The sequence below is a fragment of the Frankia sp. ACN1ag genome, from assembly GCF_001414035.1.
GTDB classification, from domain to species: Bacteria; Actinomycetota; Actinomycetes; order Frankiales; family Frankiaceae; genus Frankia; species Frankia torreyi.
In genome coordinates this window covers 187,263-208,823 of the sequence record NZ_LJPA01000006.1, presented here as the reverse complement: position 1 = coordinate 208,823, position 21,561 = coordinate 187,263, and the positions used below count along the sequence as shown (strand labels likewise).

Below are 21,561 nucleotides of genomic sequence, written 5' to 3'. Positions count from 1 at the left end.
TGCCGGGCCGCTTGTCAGGGAAAGCGAGGGAGGCCGCCATGGGAACCCAGCTCAGTCAGCAGACCAACCGGGGTACGCAGTTAGACCTGGCGGTTCACCGTCCCGTCGCGCTTCGCCGGCAGGTAGACGGCGGCGCGATCACCCCCACCCGAGCGCGAAGGGTGCCATCGTGGCCGAAGTTTCGAACCGACGGTCCGTACTGGTCGCCACCGGCCTCGCGGCGGTCGGCTCCATGAGCCTGGGAGCCGACGCCACCGCGGACGCCGCCGGGTTGCACGACGCCTGCGCCGCCGCGCTGAGCGCCGCGGTGGACGCCTACGAGACCACCGATCTCAGCGCGACGGCCGCCGCCCTCGTCCCACTCGAACGCACCACCAGGACGGTGCCTCGCGAGCACCGGCTACGCGGGCGGGCCGCCCTGGACTGGATGCGCCTGCACGCCGCCGTGACGACCGCCGCGGCGGCTGTGGCGTACGACCGCGGCCGGCACGCCGACGCCGCCACCCGGGCGGACCGCGCCGCCGCCCTCGCCCGCGCCGCCGGCGACGGGCCGCTCGCCGCACGGGCACTGGCCCTGCGTGCGCGGATGGTCCGCCCGCACAGCCCGGCGGTCGCCCTGCAGATCGCCGGGGTGGCCGCGCGGATAGCCGGGTTCAGCCCCACCCGCGCGCTCATCGCCGGCAAGGTCGTCACGAGCGCGTGCGCGGCCACCGGCGACACCCCCGGGGTGCGCGACGCGGTCGCCCGCGCCTGGCAGACGATGGAACGCCTCGACGACGACGACTTCGGCTCCCCCGGTTTCGCCCTGGAGACCTACTCCCCGGCGGACCTCGCGCTGGCCTGCGCCGAGGCGCTGACCACCGTGGGCGCCGCAGACGAGGCCACACCGCACCTGGAGCGGGCCGAGACGCTCATCGCCGGCTCCGGCCAGACCGGCATGGTGGTCTCGGTGCGGATGGCGCAGGCCCGCGCCGCGCTCGCCCGGGAGATCCCCGACCGGGACGAGGCCGCCGCCTACGCCGGTCAGGCGGTGACCCTGTCCACCGGTCGGCCGGCGCAGTGGCTGGCCCGGCTCGTGCGCGACGTCTCCGAGCTGGCCGACCTGCGCACCGGGCAGGGCCTGGACGATCTCGTCGACGCCACCACCCCCTGGCTGCACGAAAGCTGGGAGGCCGACCGGGACCCGCAGCGGCCGGCGGCGCGCTTCGGCGTCCCCGGCCCGTCCGGCGTCATGGTGCAGCGGGCTGGCGGACCACCGACTGTGCCTGTGCCCCGGCCCGCACTGTGACCGGCCCGACCCCGAGGTAGCCCACGACCGGCAGGTCGACCAGGCGCGAACCCTCCACCTCCACCGTCGTCGCGTCGACGAGGCTGGAGGTGAGGGTCGTGCGGCCGCTCGGGTCGGACTGCCGCTGGTACTGCTCGACGGTCGCGTTGATGTCCGCGAGCGGAAGCTCCTGGAAGGCGTCCGTCGCCGTGTAGATCGCGTTCTCGTCGATGCGCTGCGCGGCGGCGAGCGCCGCGCCGTCCGCGGCCGAGGCGACCGAACGGCGGGCCAGGTAGACGGCGGACACGTCGGTCACGACGACGACCAGCATCGCGGCGACCATCAGGTAGCCGAGCGTGAGGATGAGAATCGTCCCGCCGTCGGCGCCGCCGGGCCCGGCCTGATCGCCGGTCGCGGCCCCATCACCTGTCGCCGGGTTCCGCCGCAGGTCACCAGGCATGTGCTTCTCCCCGTCCGGGATCGCCGGTCGCCCCACACCGGCGTCCTTCGCCGATTCGCCGCCCGACATCCCGCATTATAGGAGAATGCGCCACGTAGGGATCATGGGGCGCGTATACCTCCCCGGGGACGAAGGATCAAGACCGAGCGGGACGAGATCGAGACCCGGCTGGAACGGGAATGCCAGATCTCCGCCGCGCCGCGGAAATGCCCGCCTGTCGTCACGACCCTCGATGTCGTCCGGGATGTGGATGACGATCCGTCACCACTTCGCGTATCCCCTGGTGCCGGTCCCCTGGTGTCGGTCCCCTGGAGCCGGCTGGCCGGCCGCCGCCGCGACCCAGCACGACGCCTGGGTCGAGAACCGGACAGTCCCGCGATTCGACCGCGGAAACCGGACATACTGGCGACGAGCCGCATCGATCAAGGGAGTGGGTGTGCCATCAGGCAGGCGTGTCGGGATCGGAGCCGCTGCCGTCGTCGGCGTGTTGGCGGTGGTCTTCGGTCTGGTCGTGGGGGCGAGCGCGCTCGGTTCGTTCGCGTCGACGTCGGGCGGGCAGATCGCGGTGGTCCGCAACGGTGGCCCGTTCGACAATCACCGGATCCGCCAGATCATCGATCCCGCCTCGTCATTGACCTACGCCGGCATGTATTCCTCGACGCACAACTATCCGGCACAGCAGCGTTACTACACGATCACGTCCGTTGTCGGTGAGAGCGACCGGGGCACGGTCGATGTCGTGACGACACCGTCGAAGGACGGGGTGAGTATGGGGATCGAGGGAACGTTCTACTTCACTCTCAATCTCGACCACAATGTCCTGCGCCAGTTCGATGACAAGTTCGGCACCCGGAAGTTCCCGCTGGCGAGCAAGGGTGGGAAGCTCTACTACGCCTGGTCGGGCGACGACGGCTGGTCCGCGTTCCTCGGCGCCATCATCCGACCGGTCATCGACAACGACCTTCGCGAGCAGATCAACAACTTCACCTGCGCCGACCTCGTCTCCTCCTGCGCGCTGGTCCAGATGGGCGCGCAACAGCAGGCCGGGGCCTCGACGACGCTCAACGCGGCGTCGAGCAACGGCAACATCCAGGCCGTCCAGAACGCGATCAACAAGTCGCTGGCGACCGACCTCAACGCCAATCTCGGTGGCCCGTTCCTGGAGAACCTGCGATTCACCCTCGCCCGGGTAACCCTGCCGGCGAACGTCCAGGGGGCCGTGAACAGCGCCCAGGCCGCGTTTGCACGGATTGCCGAGGCACAGGCACGAGTCGCCGAGGCGAAAGCCGACGCGGAGGCGAACCGCCAGCGCCAGTCGGGTTATGCACAGTGCCCGGCCTGCGCCAAGATCGATGAGCTCAAGGCGATTCCGCCGAATGTGACGACCTACGCGCCCGGGGCGGAGGTCGCGGTCGCCCCGGGAAGGTAGCTCGCCTGGCGGAGGCGAGATCAGCAGTAGTCCGAGGGCGCGGGTGGTGCGGTCGTCCACAGCGCCGAGAACGCATCTGCCGCGGCTTTCAGGTGGCGGCGAGGCGGTCGACGAGCACGGCGATGCCGTCGAGCAGGCGGGCGAGCCCGAAGTCGAACTCGCCGTCCATGTCGTCGTCATCGTCGAGCGAGCCGGAATCGATCGCGCGCTGCAACGAGGGGAACAGCGCCGGATCGATGAGCCGCGAGAGCAGCGCGCCGTAGCCCGGCATCATCTTCTCCCCGCCGGACGCCACCGTGAGGTCGGCGGACAGCGTCGCCTCGTTGCGGACGAAACCGCTCAGCAGTAGCACCGAGGACAGTTTCTGCTGCTCGGTCAGGGGGGTGTGCGCCAGGCAGCGCAGGCCGTCGTCCATCCAGGCGACCATGTTCGGGCCGAGCGGCGGGGTGCTGATCGGGACGCGCAGGGCCCAGGGATGACGGTGGTACGCCGCCCGCGCGCCCTGGGCCCAGCGACTGAGGCCCGCCCGCCAGCCGTCGTCGGGCTCGCGCGGGCCGGGCGGGCTGCCCATCGCGGCGTCCACCATCAGCAGCAGCAGCTCGTCCTTGGCGGCGACGTACCGGTAGAGCGACATGGTCGCGGCGCCGAGCTCGGCGGCGACCCGGCTCATCGACAGCGCGCCGATGCCGTCGGCCTGCGCGACGTCGACCGCGGCGGACACGATGCGCTCCAGGCTGAGCCCGCGGCGGGGACCCCGGCTCGGCCGCTCCCGGATCCCCCAGAGCATCTCGACGGCCGGCGGAAGAGCGAAGACGCCGGGCGCTTCCGGCCTGCCGCCCACGGCGGAGGCCGCGGGCACGACACCCGAGGCCGCGGGCACGACACCCGAGTCCGCAGGCACGCTGGCCGGGCCGCCGCCCGGTCCGGGGCTCCTGGCCATCGTCACCTCCGCGCCGCGTCAGGGATCCGACAGCCGCCCTTCGCCGCACCGCCGTTGACGCCATCCTAGATCTGCGTACCATCTACGCTATTGAACGTACGCCATACGCAGTTCACCTTCGCGACGAGGAGCAGCCCTCACGATGTCCACTGACCTGGCGATCGAGGCTGTCGGGCTGGCCAAGTCCTACGGCTCGACCTCCGTGCTCGACCACGTCGACCTGCGGGTGTCCTGCGGCGGCGTGTTCGCGCTGCTCGGCCCGAACGGCGCGGGCAAGACCACCGCCGTGCGGATCCTGGCCACCCTGACGCGCGCCGACGCCGGGCGCGTCCGGGTCGCCGGCCACGACGTCGACACCCAGCGCCGCGAGGTCCGCCGGCGGATCAGCCTGACCGGCCAGTACGCGGCCCTCGACGAGGCGCAGACCGGCGAGCAGAACCTGCGGATGATGGGCCGGCTGCTGCACCTGCCGCCCCGCCTGGTCCGCCGGCGCGCCGCGGAGCTGCTGGAACGGTTCGACCTGACCGCCGCCGGCCGGCGCCGGGTCGAGACCTACTCCGGCGGGATGCGCCGCCGGCTGGACCTCGCGGCGAGCCTCGTCGGCGAGCCGGAGATCATTTTTCTGGACGAGCCGACGACCGGCCTGGACCCGCGCAGTCGGGCCGCGATGTGGGAGATCGTCAGCGAGCTCGCCGTCGCCGGCGTCACCGTCTTCCTCACCACGCAGTACCTGGACGAGGCCGACCGGCTGGCCGACCGCATCGCGATCGTCGACGGCGGGCGGGTGGTCGCCGAGGGATCCGCGGCGCAGCTCAAGGAGCAGGTCGGCGGGCACCGCCTCGACGTGGAGCTGACGGCGGCCGCCGGGCCCGAGGCGTTCGCGGCCGTCGTGCGCCAACTCGGCCCGCGCGCCGTCACCGCCGATCCGGCTCGGCGCACCTTCGGCATCGCCACCGACGGCACGGCGGCCCACGTACGCGCCCTGCTCGACGAGATCGACGCCGGCCGCGATCGCGTCGCCCGTTTCGACGTGCACGGCACCACCCTGGACGACGTCTTCCTCACCCTCACCGCCCGGCCGGCACGCGCCGAGACCCGCCCGTCGCCCACCGAGATCCGCCCGACCGCCCTCCAGAGGGGGAGCGCTCATGTCTGAGCTGGCCCTGCCCAAAGCGGCCGTCCGCCCCGCGCCCCGGCCGGCGTTCGTCGACGCCGCCGGCGACGCGGCGACGATGATCGGCCGCAGCCTGCGGTTGACCGTGCGCAGCGTCGACGGCATGATCACCGCGCTCGCACTCCCGATCATGCTGATGCTGATGTTCGTCTACCTGTTCGGCGGGGCGCTGCAGACCGGCATCGACTACGTGGACTACGTCGTGCCCGGCGTGCTGCTGGTCTGCGCCGGCTTCGGGGCGGCGACCACCGCCGTCACCGTGTCCAGCGACCTGACCACCGGCGTCATCGACCGGTTCCGGTCGATGGACGTCTCCGGCGCCGCACTGATCTCCGGGCACGTGGTGGCGAGCGTGGTGCGCAACCTCGTCTCCACCGCGCTGGTGGTCGCCGTGGCCCTCGCCATCGGCTTCCGCCCGTCCGCCGGTGTCGGCGACTGGCTGGTGGCCGTGGGCGTGCTGGCGCTGTTCGTGCTGGCGCTGTCCTGGCTGTCGGCGACGGTCGGGATCCTCGCCGGTTCACCGGAGGCGGCGAACGGGTTCACCTTCCTCGTCAGCTTCCTGGCCTACCCGAGCAGCGCGTTCGTCCCGGTCGACACGATGCCGTCCTGGCTGCGGGGCTTCGCCCGTGACCAACCCGTGAACACCGTGGTGGAGACGACCCGCGCCGCGCTCACCGGCAGGCCGGTCGGCTCCGTCGCCTGGCACGCGGTGCTGTGGAGCCTGGGCATCATCGCGGTCTCGGTCGTGGCCTCGAGCGTCCTGTTCAACCGCCGGACCCGCTGACGAGCGAGGCGGCGGCCTCCTGGGACGGGTGGCCGGGCTATCCCCGCAGCGCCCGGTAGGTCTCGGCGGCGGCCGGGTGCAGCGGCAGCGGCTCGGTGTTGATGAGGTTGCCGACGTCGAGGTACTGGGTGCCCCGGGCCTGCTTCGGCACGAGCTGCCCGGCGTGCTCGACCAGCACCCGGACGGTGTTGCGGACCACCTGATCGGGGCAGTGCGACCCGGCGACCAGCAGGTTCGGAACGCCGACCGTATGCACGGCGCCCGCCGCCCGGTAGGTGCCGGCCGGCAGGGCGACCTCGTTGTAGTAGCGGCCGTAGCGGCGGCGCAGTTCGGGGACGTAGGCGCCGAGCTCCAGCAGCCGGATGCCCCACTCCCGGTCCGCCTGCGCCAGGACCTCCGTCGGGACCCCGCCCGACCACAGCATGGCGTCGATCATGTCCTCGCGCAGCGCGCCCACGGCGTCCTTGAGCGACAGGTGGCGTGCCTGGCCGAGCATCACCCCCGCAGTGGCGAACAGGCGCTCGCCGAACAGCGCGGCGCCGGAGCCGTTGGCGCCCAGCGACACGGCCCGGCCGGCCAGGTCCGCCACGGCGCGCACCGGACTGTCGGCGCGCACGACGAGCTGCATGTAGTTCTCGTAGACCCGGCCGAGCGCGTAGAGCTGCACCGGGCGGCCGAAGGCGGGCAGACCCTTCTGCGCGGCGTCGAGGGCATCGGCGAGGGCGAGCCCGAGGTCCGCCGTGCCGGCCGAGACGCTGCGGATGTTCTGCACGCTGCCGAGCGTCGGAACCACCTGGGCGTGCAGCAACGGTCGGAGCAGGTTCGCGAACTCGATGTAGAAGCCGTCGGGCTCCCCGGCCGCGATCGAGACCGTGGGGTCGTCCGACGAGCAACCGCCGGCACTGGCGACGGTGACGGCCGTGGCCCCGACCGCCAGGGTGCCGAGCAGCACCGCGCGGCGAGAGACGGTCACGAGGCGGCTCCGGGCGTCGTGGCACTCGCCGGGTCGTCGCGCCGTCGGGCCCGGCGGCGCTGGGACCTGGGCAGCCAGATCGTCGGCATCGTGTCGGTCCCGCCCGACCGCGACAGGCCGGGCAACCCCGAGCCACGCCCGCCGTTCGCCGGCGTGCCCGTGGGCGCGGAGTCGACCGGCGGGGACGTGGGCCGTTCTCCGACGGGCAGTTCGGCGGCGACGGACAGCCCGTGCGGCGTCACCGTCTCCAGGATCAGCCGCCCGCCGTTGTTGGTCACCAGCCGCTCGGCGATCGCCAGGCCGAGCCCGGAGCCGGACAGGTCGTGGTTGCCGCGGTGGAACCGTTCGGTCAGGCGCGGCAGCTCGCCGGGTGGCACGCCGACGCCGTCGTCGGCCACGGTCACCCGGCCCCGCCCCGTCGGCCAGCGAGCGGTCACCGTCACGGTCACCGTGCTGCCCGGGGCGTACTTGATGGCGTTGTCGATCAGCACGTCGACGATCTGCTCCAGGTCCGTATCGGCGCACAGCAGCGGGATGGGTTCCGCCGGGACGTGATCGACCAGCGTCACGTCCCGGGCGACGGCGGCGGGCAGCCAGAAGTCGATCCGCTCGAGCACCGTCGCGCTCGCGTCGCAGGCCGCCGGGGTCGCGGGATGGGCGGCGAGCTCGGTGGCGGCCGCGTCGGCGACGGCGAGCGCGCGCATGCCATCGAGCAGGACCTGCAGCCGCCCGGCCTGGGCGACCATCGAGGCGTAGGTGTCGCGCGCCTCGTCCGGCAACGAGCCGGCCAGCATGTCCATCCGCAGCCGCATCGCCATCAGGGGGTTGCGCAACTGGTGGGAGGTGTCGTCGATGAGCGCCCGCTGACGGCGCGCCGAGTCGGCGACCGCGTCCGACATCCGGTTGAACGAGGCGAGCAGTGTGCGTACCTCCGACGGCCCCTGCTGCGGCGACACGTGCGCCGCCACCACCCCCTTGCCGACCGCCCGCAGGCCGTGCTCGAGCTGGGTGATGGGCCGCAGCACCCAGCGGACGATCAGCAGGATCACCGTCGCGAACACCGCGGCGACGGCGAGCACGCCGAGCAGGACGTGCCCCCATACCCGCCCGACGTCCGCCGCGGCACGGCCCCGGCTCGACACCAGCACCACCGCGCCGCTCACCTCGACGCCGTTGCCCACCGGGCGGGCGAACAGCACCCGCCCGGACGACCAGGGCCGGATATCGGGCAGGCTGGCCTGGCGCTGGTTGCGCAGCGCCGCGTCGATCGCCTGCGCGACCTGCCCGCCGCCGCCGAGATCACCGAGGTCGCCGCGCGAGACGATCGGCCGGCCCGCCGCGTCGACGACGGCCACGGCGTCGCCATAGAGGTCGGCATGCGCATCGATCTCCGGTTCGAGCTGGTCGGAGCCGGTGAGCGCGAGCTCGGCGAACCGGTTGATGTCGGCGGTGCGCCGGCTGACGAACCGGTCGGAGCGTTCCGCCGAGGTGGTGTAGAGCAGCGGGACGGCGAACGCGGCGAGCGCGCCGAGACCGGCCACGATGAGGACGATCAGCAGCCGTCGGCGCATCTCAGTCGCCCAGCCGGTAGCCGAAGCCGCGGATGTTGTGCAGCGGGCTCGGCCGGCCAAGCTTCTTGCGCAGCTTCGACAGGTGCACGTCGAACGTCCGCGACACCGCCACGTAGGCGTCGCCCCACACCTCGTCGAGCAACTGCTCGCGGCTGACGGCCGCGCCCGCCTTGCGGGCGAGCACGGCCAGGATCTCGAACTCGATCCGCGTCAGCACGACCTCCTCGCCGGCGACCGTCACCAGATGGGTGTCGAGGTCGATGGCGATGTCGTTCACCTGCACCCGCCCGACCGGGGTGGCACCGCCGCGCTCGGTGCGGCGCAGGATGGCCTCCATCCGGGCTAGCAGCTCGTCCATCCGCACCGGCTTGATCAGATAATCGTCGGCGCCGAGGCGCAGGCCCCGCACGATGTCGCGCTCGTGGGTGCCCATCGCGGTCAGGACGAGGACCGGGGTCGCGGCGAGCCGGCGCAGGCGACGCAGCACCTCCAGCCCGCTGATGTCCGGCAGCCCGAGGTCAAGGAGCAGCAGGTCGGCGTTGCGATGACGGAGCAGGGCGTCCGCCCCCCGGGTCACCCACTCGACCGGGTGGCCGCGCGCATCCAGGACATCCTTGATCGCGCCGCCGACGCCGTGGTCGTCCTCGACCAGCAACACACGCATTGTCAGCCCCGATCTTCAAGCCCCGACTGGTGAGGTCTCCTCCATCAATACGTGGATCAGCAACGACACCAGCAGGCAGGCCCCCGCGTAGTAGCCCGAAAACGGCTTCGGGGCGGCACGTTCGGGCCAGTGCGACGCGTTCGGCCGCGATGCGGCCCCGGCGACACGTCGTTCGGCGATTCCTCGCCGCCGGCGCCGGACCCGCCCGGCCTCGGCCGCCCGGCATCGAGCGACGCCATCCCGACCGCCCTTCTGGATCACGGCGGCCGAGGGCGATCGGTTGCGCCCGCGGGGAGGTGTCGGCGGTAGCGGGGCGCAGACCGCTACCGGTGGCGGCCGGAGGTGAACATCCAGGCCAGGTGTGCTCCCGGCATGTCGCAGACGGTGCGGACGACCCGGTCCAGCCGGTCTGGATGCAGCCGGTCACAGTGCGCCGTCGGCGCCAGGCTCTGCGCGTCGACGAGGAAGGCGCGTTGGGCGTCGTCGAGAGCGCGCAGCCGTCGGGTGATGTACAGGTGGACCTGTTCGAGGGCGGTGCGTTCGTCGCAGCCCGTGGCGCGCTGGAGAACGATGACGTAGTTGGTGGTCTCCCCGAGGGCGGCTTCCCGCGGAAGGGATACCACGTCGTTGGTCCACGCGATGATGTCACTCGACGCGGCACACAGCTCGGTCCAGCTCTTCGTCGCCGCGAGGTCCGGGGGGATTTCCGTCCGGTAGGCGACTTCCACCAGGTCGTACATGAACATGGCGTTGTCGTTCCGGCGCAGCGTCGGGTATTCCTCGGGGGTCGCCACCGTGCCGTTCTGCCGGTGGGCGATCTGGGTGAGGAAGGCGTCGCGGTGGTCGTGGATGTGCTGACGGATGCGGCGACGCCACGGCGCGGACATTCCCCGGGCGGTGCGGGGCCACAGGTCGGCCAGGGCCGTCACCGACGCGGGGGCGCCGGCGGGCGCGGGCTGCCCTTCGGCCGTCGAGGTGATCGAGGTGATCGAGGCGTAGGTCTCGCGCACGATCGCGGCGTCGCGGCCCATGGGCCCTTCGTCCTGCTCGTCATCGAGGTGGAACAGCCACACCGCCCACTGGGCGAAGAGCTCGACGTCGGCCTGCTCGGCATCGGGCAGGATCCGGGCGGCCGCCAGGTGGAATCCGGCGGCGTCCAACCGGGCACGTGCGGCATCGTCGACGGCCAGCCCGAACCCGGCGGCCCAGGCCAGGAGATGTTCGCCGATGCGGTCGGCCGCGGGATGCACCCGTTGGGGAATGCTGATCCCGAAATCGGGTCTGGGCACGCCGGTGGGACAGAGCTGACTCATGCGGTGGCCTCGGTGCAGGGAGGGGGCGGAGTCCGCCCGGCTGACATGCCTACATAGCGAAGACGCTGGTGAGGTGGGGCGAGCCGAGTCGGACCGGGAACCAGCCCCTACGGAAACAGGGCAGGCCGACAGGGAACCGTCTGCCGGTCATTATGGCGCGACAGGATTGCCCGGCGGAGGCATTCAGCCGAACTTATCGAGCATCGCTGGCTGCCAATGCCGACCGAAATCCGGCTCCGGCTCCGACTTCGACTCCAGCTCCAGATCCGGCGTGGATTTCGTCACATCACCACTCGCCGCAAGCGCGATCAGGCAGGCGACCGGGATTCACCGTGGCCGACCGTCTCGCTCGCGGCCCGGGTGAGGCGGATGAACCCTTCGGCGCCCCGGACACTGCGTAGACAACCGTCTGCCATGTCCGCAACCAGGGCCTCGCCGTTGTTGCCCCAGGCGACGACCGGCACCTGGCAGACGAGCTTCTCCCCGTCACGCGTGCTGGCGGGCAGCCCGCCCACGATGTTCTTGTCACCGCCTTCGGAGCTGGGCCTGAAGAAGGCGGTGTAGCCGTGGGCGGGGATCATCGTGAGTCTCCCAGTGGGTCTTGGTCTCGGCGGGGCCAGGGGTGTGGAGCGGCGAGGGGTCACGGCTCGGCCGACCCCGCGGCGCACGTCCAGCGCAACGCCCGACGTGTGGGGACACCTTCCCGCGGGCGCGCACACCATGCGCACCGTGCCGGGCCGGCTCGCCGGGGTGACGCCGCGGCGCTGGTGACGCCGCGGTTGGGGGACGTGCCGCGGCCCCGGTCGACGAGGATGTCGGGCCGGGGCCGCGGGGATCGGGCGGGGTCAGGTTCCCCGCCCGTCATCGACCTGGCGGTCGGGCCCGGTCACCTGATCAAGGTGTTGACGAGCGTGTACCCGCTGAAGCCACCACCAGCGATGGCTTCCGCCCCGGCGACGCCGCTGACCTGGACGGGAAGCAGGCTGTAGGGGGGAGTGGTGCTGTGGCCCAGCTGCCCGAAGAAGTTGCTGCCCCACGCCCACACGGTGCCGTCCGCGCGCAGCGCGTACCCGCTGAAGCTGCCCGCGGAGATCGCGGTGACCCCGACGAGGCCGGTGCTGCCGCTGACCTGGACGGGTACCAGGGAGGTGTCGTCGGTGCCGTTGCCAAGCTGCCCGGTGTTGTTGAGGCCCCAGGCCCAGGCGGTGCCGTCCCCGCGCAGCGCGTACCCGCTGTTGCCCTCGCTGCTGGCGGCGATGGCGGTCACCTCCGAGAGGTTGCGGATCGCGACGGGTACCGTGCTGGACACGGTGGTGCCGTTGCCCAGCTGCCCTTCGTCGTTCGCGCCCCAGGCCCCGACGGTGCCGTCCTGGCGCAGCGCGTACCCGGTCTCCCGGCCGCCGGCGATCGCGGTNACCCCGCTGAGGCCACTGACCCGGACGGGTATCGGGCTGTTGGCGGTGGTGCCGTTGCCGAGCTGCCCCTCGTCGTTGTAGCCCCAGGACCAGACGGTGCCGTCCTGGCGCAGCGCATACCCGGTCAGGCCCCCGCTGGCGATGGCGATGACCCGGGACAGGCCGCGAACCCGGACGGGCACCCGGCTGTTGGTGGTCGTGCCGTTGCCAAGCTGCCCGTAGTTGTTGTAGCCCCAGGACCAGACGGTGCCATCCTGGCGCAGCGCATACCCGTTGGCGGCGCCGCCGGCGAGGGCGACGACCCGGGACAGGCCGCTGATCCGGACGGGCACCCTGCTGTTCGTGATGGTGCCGTTGCCAAGCTGCCCGTAGGCGTTATAGCCCCAGGACCAGGCGGTGCCGTCCCGGCGCACCGCGTACCCGGCGTACCTGCCCGCGGCGACGCCGACCACGTCGGTCAGGCCGCTGACCCGGACGGGTACCGCGCTGTTCGTGGTGGTGCCGTTGCCCAGCTGCCCGAGTCCGTTGTAACCCCAGGACCATTCGGTGCCAGGCCCCGCGACGGCTAGGTGCTGCCTGGAGGGCGTCCCCCATGCGGGGGCCGCGGTGGCCGCTGCCGGCAGGGCCACGATGCCGGCGGCGGCCAGCGCCACCGCCCCCATCCCCAGCCGTCCTCGACGAAACATGTCCGCTCCTCAGAACCATGGGTGCCGTCATCGACACCCGTTGGCCACGAAGAGTAATCACACGGAGCCACTACGCCGTTATCTGAGTGATATATTCGTTGCGCTGCGTGTTGCTCACACTCCTGGACATACGACCGCCGGGCGATGGGCCGTTGCTGCGCGGACGACGGGGGAGCCCGCGGCGATCGGGACCGGTCGAGCAGGGGAATCAACCGGCATGCCGACCACGACTATGATTTTTCATCGTCCTCGGTGGCATTGCGGTCTGTGATGGCCGGAAATTTACATGGCGCCAGCGCCACGTTTTCGCCGGGTGGCGGCTCTGCAGCGTCCTTTCGTCGACCGCGAACCGATACTGGCGGCTTTCGCCGAGGACATGACGCGCATCGGCGCGGGACCGCGCGTCTTCAATGCCACGGGTGTCGGCGGCATCGGCAAGTCGCGGCTGTTGCGCGAGTTGACCGACCGGGCCGCAAGCCAGGGCCGCACCGCCTCGATCGACCTTCAGGTCCACCCGTTGTGTCAGCAGGAGGATGCGCTGCCGATTTCCTCGGCGAGTAGTCGGCGGCTTCGGCTTCGACTCCTCAGGTGCTCTCGCTGGCCTGGAGTTTCTGCACGTCCTCGGTGGTCAGGCACCGTCCTCCGATGCCCCAGTCCCCGCTACGAACCTCCTCGACGACGACATGGGTCACTGATCGCNTCGCCTCGCCCTCGATGCCGACCATGACCTCGGTCAACTTGGCGATCATCTCCTGCTTCTGCTGGGGGGTGAATACGCCTTCGATCACTTTCACGTTGACGAACGGCATGTCCGTTACCTCCACCTACCTCCAACGCTGTGCCCCTGACCCCGGCCGCCGTCCGGCAGCCGGGCTGACCAGGGTGTACCCAGGCATGCCGACGAAAGTCAGGCGTCTTCCGCACCGTCTCGGCCACGGTCATCCTCGGATCAGCCTGACATCGCGCAGGCACGAACGGCCCTGGTGGGCGCCTCCGCGTGGTCAGCTCGTACCGGCCGTCTTCGCCATCCTGGGCGAGATCACCGATCTCGATGATGCAGATCTTCGGATTTCCTGCTCCAGGAAGCAGTGAAAGGTCTGGTCAGGGCTGGGTTCGGTCCGCGCGGAACTGGTCGATGACGACGGTGAACTGGCCGTTGACCGCTCAACGAGCGTTGTGCCAGGTCAGCGACCTGGCCGCTCTCCCGCGGTCCGCAATCCGTCCGCATGATCTTGCAAGTCCGTAGACGTCCACGCCGCGTCCACGATCCGGCGCGTCCGGTCCGCCGAGTCCGGGAATAGGTGGGAGTACGTCCGCAACGTCTCCGCCGGGTCGTTTCCGAGTCGGGCAGCCACCACGGTCACGGACTCCCCGCCATCGATCAGCGTCGACGCATAGTGATGACGGAGATCATGGAAGGTCGTGTCGGCCGGGACGGCGGGAAGCTCCGACGACGTCGTCCGCCTGGCCTTGCGGTCCCGCTTGCGCTCGGCGGCCGCCGCGTTCACCGCCTCGACGGCATCCGCGAACGCGAGGTGAACCATCCGCGCAGAGGTCGGCTCCCCCTTCGCGGTCTCCCCGCGGTGGAGCAGGGTCCCCAGCATCTCCCCCGCCGTCAGCGTCGACAGCGCGTCGAGCACGAACGCCGATGCCGGCACCTCCCGGGGGCCGTTCTTCGTCTTCAGCGGCAGCAGCTCCCACGGTGGCGCTTCAGAGAGCTGCCACCGCACGTCGAGGTCACGCGCGAGATGCCGGACCGCTGGCTCGGTCAGCCCCAGGACCTCGCTGATCCGCAAGCCGCATCCGGCCCCGACGAGGATCGCCGGCCGGTATGCCTTGGCGATGGTGTCGTGGATGGCTCGGACCTGGACGACCGTGAGGGGTACGACCGCTTCCTTCACGATCTCCGGCAGCTTGATGCGGACGCACGGGCTCTTGCCGATCACCCCATCGTCGACGGCGCTGGCGAACATCGCCCGGAGGAAGGCGAACCGCATCACGACCGTCCGGGCCGCCGCAGTCGAGGCCCAGGACGTCACGAGCGCCTGCACCGCGGTCCGGCTGACCGCCGACATCCTGTGATCGCCGAGCGTCGGATACGTGTGTACCCGCATCACGATCTCGACCTGGCGGGCAGTGCGTGGCCGGTGCTGAACCTGGGCCAGGCGCCAGCGTTCGCCGAACGCTCGGACCGTCTCCCGACCGGCGCGCGGGTCGACGTGGACGCCTCGGGCAACGGCGGCACGCTGATCGCGTTCCCATCCTTCTGCGTCGGTCTTGCGCTTGAAGTGCTTGGAATTCTCCTTGCCGGCCGCGTCGTAGTACCGCGCGCGCCATGCCCCGTCGGGGCGCTTCTTAACGCTCATCGAAACACACAGTTTCCCCGTCCTGAGCTCTGAGACCTGACGTCACCGGAGCCACCTCACCGAAAGGCTTTTCGCTCTCGCCTGGAAAGCCGGCGGGGAAAGTATTGCATGTCGCTGCGGACCGCCAGGCTGGCCTGCCCGGGCGTCGTGCCCTACTGGAGCCGAGCTGCCACCAACACGACACACCAAGTCGCGTGTCCTCCATCACATCGATGGTCACAATCTGTAGTCAACCTCAGGATGACCCTCGGCCGCCGATGGCTCATACATGTATATAGCCAGGGCGGAAGGCATCAACTTGGGTCGCCCGACATTGACTGTGAGCGACCGCTGCTCCAGCCGGCTGGCTCCGGCGGGCTCCGGCGGGCTCCGGCGGGCGGCACGAGACCGCGCGAAGCCGCACGAAGCCGATCCGAGCGGTAATGCGATTTGGGGTCTGTACTGACAGCTACCGTCAGCGGGCTGAGGACCATGGGGAAGCCAGTAAGACCACGAGACACGCCGCCCGCATGTGTGTACTGCCATGTAACGTGAGTCCACCAGCCGAACAAGCTAATCAAAGGGAAATGAAAGCCCTTACATATTCTCCCGCGCGCATTCACGCGCCTATTCAGCATGCCCTTTGGAGAGCAATACATGTCGCGCAGTGGACTACCCCGCACAGCCCGGACTACGCCTGAGGACGACGAGCTCCTGACCACCGCCCAGTTCGTCGCCTGGCTCAAGATCCCCGAAGGCACGGCCCGTCAGTGGCGACACCGCCGCTACGGACCACCGAGCTTCCGGGTCGGCGGGAGGGTGCGTTACCGCAGGTCAGAGGTCACCCGTTGGCTGGCCGAGCAGGAGCGGGCCGAGCGGGAACGTGCGCCCTACTGCGCCGGCCGGGCGTCGGCATGACCCCGTCCCCCGTCGACCCGGCCGAAGCCGGCGGCGAAGGCGGGGTGGCCGCGCACATCCGCCGGCTAGTCGACACCTTCCCGTCTTTTACCGGCGCGCAGGCAGCGAAGCTTCGAGTGCTGCTCGCGCCCGCTCTCATGGCCACGGCGCCCGCCATCTACGACCCGGCTGCCTGACCCCACGACGCTTTCCATAAATATTCGTGCGGCGCTAGTCGCACCATACGGCGCACGGCGAGCTAACATGCCGGACGGGCCGGCCGGCGCAGAACAAAAACCCGGCGGAAAGGAATCCGCAAATGGCATCTCTTTGCCCGCGCTGTCAGCGCGAGATATCCACCCGCAATTCGCGTGCGGCGCGCGCGCGTTGGGCGCGGCTCACCCCCGATCAGCGGTCTGCCGCGGTCGCCCCGGCTGCTGCCGCAGCTGCCGCCGCGCGGACGGCGGCCGCGGCCCGGCAACAAGCCGAGCGTGCGACCAGCACCGACGCGGCCTAATCCCAGAAATGACAAAAGCCGGCGTCCCCACGACGCCGGCTCTGCCCTTACCCTACGACCCCAGTCAAAGGTCAACGTGAATAGTATACCTGACCCGGATGTTGCGTATTCCGATGTCCACATCCGTGACCATGGCTCCGGCAGCGAGGTGTTCGCTGTTGCCGCCATCCGCCGCATGCTCGCGGCCCGCGCCGCCCGGAGCGGCCGCCCGCTCCGCACCCGGGAAAGCGAGGAACGGCACGAGCACGCCCGCCGCACCGCCGAGATCGCCCGCATCGCTCGGGTGGGCGTGTGACCGGCGATCAGCGACATCGGGATGCCGTTCGGCTCTTGGTCGCCCTCGCGACCGACGTAGACGGCAGCCGCCGAGCTGGCATCTTGGCCGTTCCCTACCGGGTCGCCGGGCGGGACGGGTTCGTGCCTCGCTTCGCGAGCCCAGATGTCGACGTCGAGGATGTCGCGGCTCGTTGCATCCGGATCGCTGCTGCCGGTGCCGACCAGTACACAGGCGTTCAGCTTCTTGGCGCGATTCCCGCCCGCGGGCGGGGCGGCGCCGCTGACACGGCCGGGCTGTCTGCTCTCGCTGTCGACGTCGACGTCGAGGGGGACGGGCACGCCGCCACCACCGACACCGGGCTCCCGCTGCCCCCGTCGCAGGAGGCCGCGGTGGGCATCCTCGCCGGCTTGCCCGATCCCACCTACCTCGTCGCCACCGGCGGGGGAGTTCACGCCTGGTGGATCTTCAACCGGCACGCTGCCGTCGACCTCGTCGACGCGAAGCGGATCGTCCGCGGGTGGTCCGATCTGGTCCGTGGCCGGGCCCACGGCCTCGGGTGGCACGTCGACCAGACCGGCGACCTTGCCCGGGTGCTGCGACTCCCCGGGACGATCAACTACAAGTACCCCGGCCGGCCCGTCGTTGAGATCGTTGCATCCGGACCGAGGCATAGCCTCGATGAGTTGGCCTCGCTCATTCCCGCTCAGGAACCGGAACCGGAGCGGTCGACGGCCTTCGTCCGGCCCGCGTCCGGCGGCGCCGATGCCGCGGAGGTCACCGCCCGCTGGTCGGCGGAGACCGACTGGGCGACCTTGCTGGAACCCGCCGGCTGGACCTGTTCCCGGGATAACTGCCACGGCGAGCGGCACTGGACCCGACCAGGGAAGACGAGCGGCACCAGCGCCGTCAGCCACGACGACCCGCCGGTGTTGCACGTCTTCACGTCCGGGTCGGAACTCCCGGTCGGCACGTCGACAAAGCTCGACGTGTACGCGGGCTTGCACCACGGCGGGGACGTCCGCGCTGCATGGCACACCATCGCTTCGCTGCTGGCGGCCGCCGGCCCTAATGTCGCCGGGCTCGCCCGGTTCGTAGCCGACGGCGGCCCGGCGGAGAGGACGGGCGGCCGGCTCGTCTGGGCAGCCCGCCAGATCGCCACCGAAGCCGACAGGAACATCCTCATCCGCCAGCTCATCCGCGCCGCAGTCGACCGCGGCCTACCGCTCGACACCGCCGCCCGCGCGGCCGTCCGCGGACTCCGTTCCCAGGAGAGGACGGCACCCGTTGGCCACTGACGACGAAATCGACCAGGCCGTCGAGGTCGCCGGACGGAAATCGGAGAAGGGCCCGTCGCAGGCATCGCAGCTCACCACGCTTGCCCGCGAGCGGTTCGAGCTGTTCTTGTCGGAGGACGCCCGTCCATTCGCTGTCCGCAAGGACGGGCCGAACATCGCCCTGCCGCTCCGCGGCGCACGTGCCGGCCTACGTGCCACCCTCGCCAAGATCTACGTCGACATAACCGACGGCGTCGTTCCGTCACAGTCGGCTCTCGCGGACACGATGACCGTGCTGGAGGGCCGGGCTGCCGACGTCGAACCACGGCCGGTGCATCTGCGACTCGGCCGCCACGGCGAGAGCATCGTGATTGACCTGGGCACTCCAGACGGCCGATGCATCGTGGTCGATCCAGGAGGATGGCGCCTCGAAGGCCGTTCGCCGGTGCTGTTTCGGCGGACCAACCTCACCTCCCCCATGCCCGCTCCGGCCCGGGTAGACGGCGCGGGCGGGCTAAAGCTGCTGCGCAAGCTGCTGAATATGGCCGACGGACCGTTCCGGCTGCTCGTGGCGTGGATCATTGCCTCCTGGATCCCCGATATTCCGCATCCGGTTCTGGCGTTCCGGGGCGAGCAGGGCACCGGCAAATCGTCGGCGGCCCGGGTGACAGTCGGCCTTGTCGACCCCTCGCCGGCGCCGCTGCGCTCAGCACCCCGCGACGTGAAGCAGTGGGCGGTAACAGCGTCGGCGTCGTGGGCGGTTTGCCTGGACAACATCTCCGCGATCGCTCCGTGGCTGTCGGACACGCTGTGTAAGGCGGTGACCGGTGACGGGATCGTCGACCGGGCTCTATACACCGACGACGACGTCACCGTGCTGTCGTTCCGCCGGGTAATCGTGCTGACGTCGATCGACGCCGGGGCATTCGCCGGCGACCTTGCCGAACGGCTGCTCCTGGTCGACCTGGAANCCGTCCCGGCTGACCAGCGACGTACTGAGGCCGATCTGAACGCCGCCTACGAGGACGCCCGACCGCTGATCTTCGCCGCGCTGCTGGACCTGCTTGCGCAGGTGCTGGACACGCTGCCGACGCTCGAAACAGGGCCGCTGCCACGGATGGCCGACTTCGCCCGGATCCTCGCCGCTGTCGACAAGGTCATGTCCGCTGAGAAGTGGACGACGCTGAACGACTACCTGAACGCGGCCAACGCGGTGTCCACCGAGGCGCTCACCGGCGACCCGTTCGGGATGGCGGTCTCAGCGTTCGTGCGATATCACGACCGAACCGAGCGGAAGAACTGGACCGGCTCGGCGACCGACCTGCTGACCAAGGTCGTCACCGACAAGCCGATTAAGTCGTGGCCGAAGGACGCCACCCGGGCCAGCGGCCATCTGCGCCGCATCGCCCCCCTGCTGCGCGCCAGCGGGATCACCGTCGCCGAGACGCAGAGGACGAGCAGGGGCCGGAAGTTCGTGCTCGGTGTAGCTCCCGAGAAGGGGCGCGAGCCAGCGTCATCAGCGTCATCAGCGTCACGCACCACATCTGACCTGCGGAAACACGATGACGCAAACCATGACGCTAGCCATCCGCTCGCGTCCGGTAGCGTCACAGCCCTCCCGAGGCATGACGCTGATGATGACGCTGGACCAACCTCAGCGTCATCGACCCGACAAGCCTCTGACCTGCGGGAACACCATGGTCGTGACGCTGGTGACGCTAGTGACGCTGTCTTGCATCCAATCTCTGGCCACACGCCGTATGTCGGTCGCTGGGATCGCTGCATCGGGTGTGGTCACCAAACACTCCGACCCGATATTGGGGAGCCCCGCTGCCCAACCTGCCGGGAGGCGTCATGACCGCCCAGACCTCGGCCACAGCCCCCCGCATCGCCGACGGTCGGCCCCGCTGCCGTTGCTGCCTCCGCCCTCTTCGTGCCGCCACATCCCGGGCGCTGCTCGTCGGCCCCGGATGCCTGGCTCGTCTCCCACCCAGCGACCGGCACCGGCTCGTCCTCGCCGCCGCCCGTGCCACCCGCGACATCCCGATCCAGCCGTCGTTGGACGCCGCCGCATGACCGCGGCCCCCGCCGCGACGTCGACCGGCCCCGGGAGCGAAGCCGCGATCCGGGCGGTCGCTCCGTGGGTCGGCCTCCTCTCTCCGAGCGCGTGGCGCTGCTCGAACTGCCAGGTTGCCGGCGAACCCGATCCGATCGACCCGTCCGCCATCCGCGTCCAGCGTCGGCCCAACTGCCGGACCCACACCGGCACCGAGGTCGCCCACACCGTCGAGACCGCCTACCCCGGAAGGAACCCCGTGACGACAGCTCAGGACATCCCGTCCTTCTTCTTCGACGTTCACCTCGATACCGCCGTGCATGACTGCGCGGAGTGCCACACCCCGTTCCGGGCGCGTATTGCCCCGGTCCGCCACCCGGCCGGTGACATCGACGCGGCCCGCCCGATCTGCACGAGCTGTCTCCGCGCCCTCTCACCCGACCTCGCAGCGGTCGCCGAGGCGCTGGACACCATCGCCGGCATAAGCGACGGCCAGACACTCAGCCTGGCCGCGATGGCACTGTCACAGATCCGGCGGGTCGCCCGGGACCGCGCCATCGACGAGGGAGCCTTGCGCCTGATCGGCCCCGATGCCCGCAGGCCGAGCAACATCGTCATCGACGTCGACGAGCTCGACGACGACATCGAGCTCTTCATCACCGCCTCCCTGCGCGCAGGCCGCCCGTGGGTGTCGATCGCCGACCGAGGCGGATACGCCTACCTCAACGACGACGCGGACGCTGCGGTCAAGGTTGCAGACAAGATCCGCGACATGGCTGAGGCTGCCCGCTTGGCCTCCAGGCTCCGACTGCTCCCCTCGATGCCCGAGCAGGACGACCCGAACTTGGCATCCCAAGCAAACGATGAAGGTGAAACATCCCGCGATGCCTGACCGCCGCCGCGCCGGACCGATCCCGCACCTTCTCCGGCAGACTCCACCCGACGTCAAGATCGCCGAGGGCCTGGCTGTCGCTCGGCTCGTCTCGGCGGGCTCATCGATCCGCGGTGCCGCCCGAGCGTGCGGCCTGTCCGTGACCACGGCCTGGAGACGCTATTGGTGGATCATGGATTGGACGTTGCCGCGCCATCACGGCCTCCCCGATGGCCCGTATCCGCCCCAGCGCGGCACCCGGGCATGCCCGGCCGGCCGGCCGTACCTACCCACTCTCGACGGGACACGCCACCAGCCGCGCCCGGCGGTCCACCGAGTAAACGGCCTGCCGGTCTGTGACCGGGGCCTCGTGTGGACTGTCGGCCCGATTGGCTGCCGTCTCGGTGTCAGCCGCGAACGGGCCCGGCAGCTCTCCCACCGCCCCGACTTTCCGCCGCCGGTCGGCAGCCTGTCCGGTGGGCGTGCGTGGGCTGTCGACGACGTCGAGGCGTGGATCGCCGAGCACCGGCCCACGCTCACGGACGGGCCATGGTCCAACTACGACGGGCCCGACATCGCCGTCAAGAACGACATCACCGCGGCCGGATGATGTTCCGCCGCCACCGCGAGCCCTCTGCCCCCTTCCGA

22 protein-coding genes and 2 pseudogenes are annotated in these 21,561 nt (G+C 70.8%); 11 read left to right on the top strand and 13 right to left on the bottom strand.

Features of this window, described 5'->3' with window-relative positions:
* The first annotated feature begins 169 nt into the window (after positions 1-169).
* Positions 170-1,288, top strand: a complete 1,119-nt coding sequence (locus UK82_RS07445) for a hypothetical protein (protein WP_055406704.1) — start codon at positions 170-172, stop codon at positions 1,286-1,288.
* Here the strand turns inward: UK82_RS07445 and UK82_RS07440 are convergent.
* Positions 1,230-1,727 (bottom strand): pilus assembly protein TadG-related protein, encoded by a 498-nt coding sequence (locus UK82_RS07440; RefSeq protein ID WP_044887728.1) that lies wholly within the window; start codon positions 1,725-1,727, stop codon positions 1,230-1,232. The two genes, UK82_RS07445 and UK82_RS07440, sit on opposite strands and share 59 nt — an antisense overlap.
* A gap of 436 nt (positions 1,728-2,163) precedes the next feature.
* On the opposite strand from UK82_RS07440, the gene UK82_RS07435 reads away from it, so the two are divergent.
* Complete coding sequence (locus UK82_RS07435) at positions 2,164-3,156, top strand: SPFH domain-containing protein (protein ID WP_236705614.1); 993 nt, start codon at positions 2,164-2,166, stop codon at positions 3,154-3,156.
* A gap of 88 nt (positions 3,157-3,244) precedes the next feature.
* On the opposite strand, the gene UK82_RS07430 is transcribed toward UK82_RS07435, so the two are convergent.
* Positions 3,245-4,096 carry a TetR/AcrR family transcriptional regulator gene (locus UK82_RS07430; protein ID WP_236705613.1) on the bottom strand — a complete coding sequence of 284 codons (852 nt, stop codon included), beginning with the start codon at positions 4,094-4,096 and terminating at the stop codon, positions 3,245-3,247.
* A gap of 142 nt (positions 4,097-4,238) precedes the next feature.
* On the opposite strand from UK82_RS07430, the gene UK82_RS07425 reads away from it, so the two are divergent.
* Together UK82_RS07425 and UK82_RS07420 are read left to right on the top strand one after the other, a co-directional pair.
* The gene (locus UK82_RS07425) at positions 4,239-5,252 is read left to right on the top strand and encodes an ATP-binding cassette domain-containing protein (protein ID WP_055406703.1); all 1,014 of its coding nucleotides are present in this window, start codon (positions 4,239-4,241) and stop codon (positions 5,250-5,252) included.
* Positions 5,245-6,054, top strand: coding sequence for an ABC transporter permease (locus UK82_RS07420; RefSeq protein WP_236705612.1), 810 nt, complete (start codon positions 5,245-5,247; stop codon positions 6,052-6,054). The genes UK82_RS07425 and UK82_RS07420 overlap by 8 nt, the downstream gene beginning before the upstream one ends.
* Positions 6,055-6,091: 37 nt before the next feature.
* On the opposite strand, the gene UK82_RS07415 is transcribed toward UK82_RS07420, so the two are convergent.
* From UK82_RS07415 to UK82_RS07395, 5 genes are all read right to left on the bottom strand, one after another.
* Complete coding sequence (locus UK82_RS07415; protein ID WP_044884555.1) at positions 6,092-7,027, bottom strand: TAXI family TRAP transporter solute-binding subunit; 936 nt, start codon at positions 7,025-7,027, stop codon at positions 6,092-6,094.
* Positions 7,024-8,598, bottom strand: a complete 1,575-nt coding sequence (locus UK82_RS07410) for a HAMP domain-containing sensor histidine kinase (protein WP_055406702.1) — start codon at positions 8,596-8,598, stop codon at positions 7,024-7,026. Before UK82_RS07410 ends, UK82_RS07415 begins: the two co-directional genes overlap by 4 nt.
* A 1-nt stretch (position 8,599) precedes the next feature.
* Positions 8,600-9,262 (bottom strand): response regulator transcription factor, encoded by a 663-nt coding sequence (locus UK82_RS07405; protein WP_011602538.1) that lies wholly within the window; start codon positions 9,260-9,262, stop codon positions 8,600-8,602.
* A gap of 323 nt (positions 9,263-9,585) precedes the next feature.
* Positions 9,586-10,575: a terpene synthase family protein gene (locus UK82_RS07400; RefSeq protein ID WP_128423273.1), complete on the bottom strand. Its 990-nt coding sequence runs from the start codon at positions 10,573-10,575 to the stop codon at positions 9,586-9,588.
* Between the two features lie 308 nt (positions 10,576-10,883).
* Positions 10,884-11,156 carry a hypothetical protein gene (locus UK82_RS07395; RefSeq protein WP_044884557.1) on the bottom strand — a complete coding sequence of 91 codons (273 nt, stop codon included), beginning with the start codon at positions 11,154-11,156 and terminating at the stop codon, positions 10,884-10,886.
* 1 nt (position 11,157) lies between these two features.
* Between UK82_RS07395 and UK82_RS32490 the strand changes: the two genes are divergently transcribed.
* A complete protein-coding gene (locus tag UK82_RS32490; protein ID WP_152989825.1) occupies positions 11,158-11,346 on the top strand; it encodes a hypothetical protein in 189 nt (62 codons plus the stop codon).
* A gap of 115 nt (positions 11,347-11,461) precedes the next feature.
* Here the strand turns inward: UK82_RS32490 and UK82_RS36405 are convergent.
* The 6 genes and pseudogenes from UK82_RS36405 to UK82_RS07380 all read right to left on the bottom strand — a co-directional run.
* Positions 11,462-11,989 (bottom strand): annotated as a pseudogene (locus UK82_RS36405) (RCC1 domain-containing protein); the annotation flags it as partial.
* A gap of 1 nt (position 11,990) precedes the next feature.
* On the bottom strand, positions 11,991-12,652 hold a 662-nt coding region (locus UK82_RS36400), incomplete at its 3' end, for an RCC1 domain-containing protein (RefSeq protein ID WP_396230480.1).
* 232 nt (positions 12,653-12,884) lie between these two features.
* Entirely contained in the window at positions 12,885-13,190 is a 306-nt protein-coding gene (locus tag UK82_RS33545) for a hypothetical protein (RefSeq protein ID WP_157871709.1), read from the bottom strand.
* A gap of 70 nt (positions 13,191-13,260) precedes the next feature.
* Positions 13,261-13,375 (bottom strand): annotated as a pseudogene (locus UK82_RS36395) (4-oxalocrotonate tautomerase family protein); the annotation flags it as partial.
* A gap of 1 nt (position 13,376) precedes the next feature.
* A partial coding sequence (locus tag UK82_RS41375) for a tautomerase family protein (RefSeq protein WP_255354263.1) occupies positions 13,377-13,485 on the bottom strand: 109 nt, incomplete at its 3' end.
* 375 nt (positions 13,486-13,860) lie between these two features.
* Positions 13,861-15,042 (bottom strand): tyrosine-type recombinase/integrase, encoded by a 1,182-nt coding sequence (locus tag UK82_RS07380; RefSeq protein ID WP_055406701.1) that lies wholly within the window; start codon positions 15,040-15,042, stop codon positions 13,861-13,863.
* 636 nt (positions 15,043-15,678) lie between these two features.
* Here UK82_RS07380 and UK82_RS31075 point away from each other — a divergent pair.
* The 6 genes from UK82_RS31075 to UK82_RS07360 all read left to right on the top strand — a co-directional run bounded on the left by UK82_RS31075 (position 15,679) and on the right by UK82_RS07360 (position 21,523).
* The gene (locus UK82_RS31075; protein WP_083507083.1) at positions 15,679-15,939 is read left to right on the top strand and encodes a helix-turn-helix domain-containing protein; all 261 of its coding nucleotides are present in this window, start codon (positions 15,679-15,681) and stop codon (positions 15,937-15,939) included.
* The gene (locus tag UK82_RS31070; protein WP_083507082.1) at positions 15,936-16,115 is read left to right on the top strand and encodes a hypothetical protein; all 180 of its coding nucleotides are present in this window, start codon (positions 15,936-15,938) and stop codon (positions 16,113-16,115) included. Before UK82_RS31075 ends, UK82_RS31070 begins: the two co-directional genes overlap by 4 nt.
* A 396-nt stretch (positions 16,116-16,511) precedes the next feature.
* The gene (locus UK82_RS32485; protein WP_152989824.1) at positions 16,512-16,730 is read left to right on the top strand and encodes a hypothetical protein; all 219 of its coding nucleotides are present in this window, start codon (positions 16,512-16,514) and stop codon (positions 16,728-16,730) included.
* 83 nt (positions 16,731-16,813) lie between these two features.
* Positions 16,814-18,007 (top strand): hypothetical protein, encoded by a 1,194-nt coding sequence (locus UK82_RS07375; protein WP_152989823.1) that lies wholly within the window; start codon positions 16,814-16,816, stop codon positions 18,005-18,007.
* Between the two features lie 2,051 nt (positions 18,008-20,058).
* A complete protein-coding gene (locus UK82_RS07365) occupies positions 20,059-20,934 on the top strand; it encodes a hypothetical protein (protein WP_055406698.1) in 876 nt (291 codons plus the stop codon).
* Positions 20,935-21,283: 349 nt separating this feature from the next.
* A complete protein-coding gene (locus UK82_RS07360) occupies positions 21,284-21,523 on the top strand; it encodes an AlpA family transcriptional regulator (RefSeq protein WP_152989822.1) in 240 nt (79 codons plus the stop codon).
* The last annotated feature ends 38 nt before the right edge of the window (positions 21,524-21,561 follow it).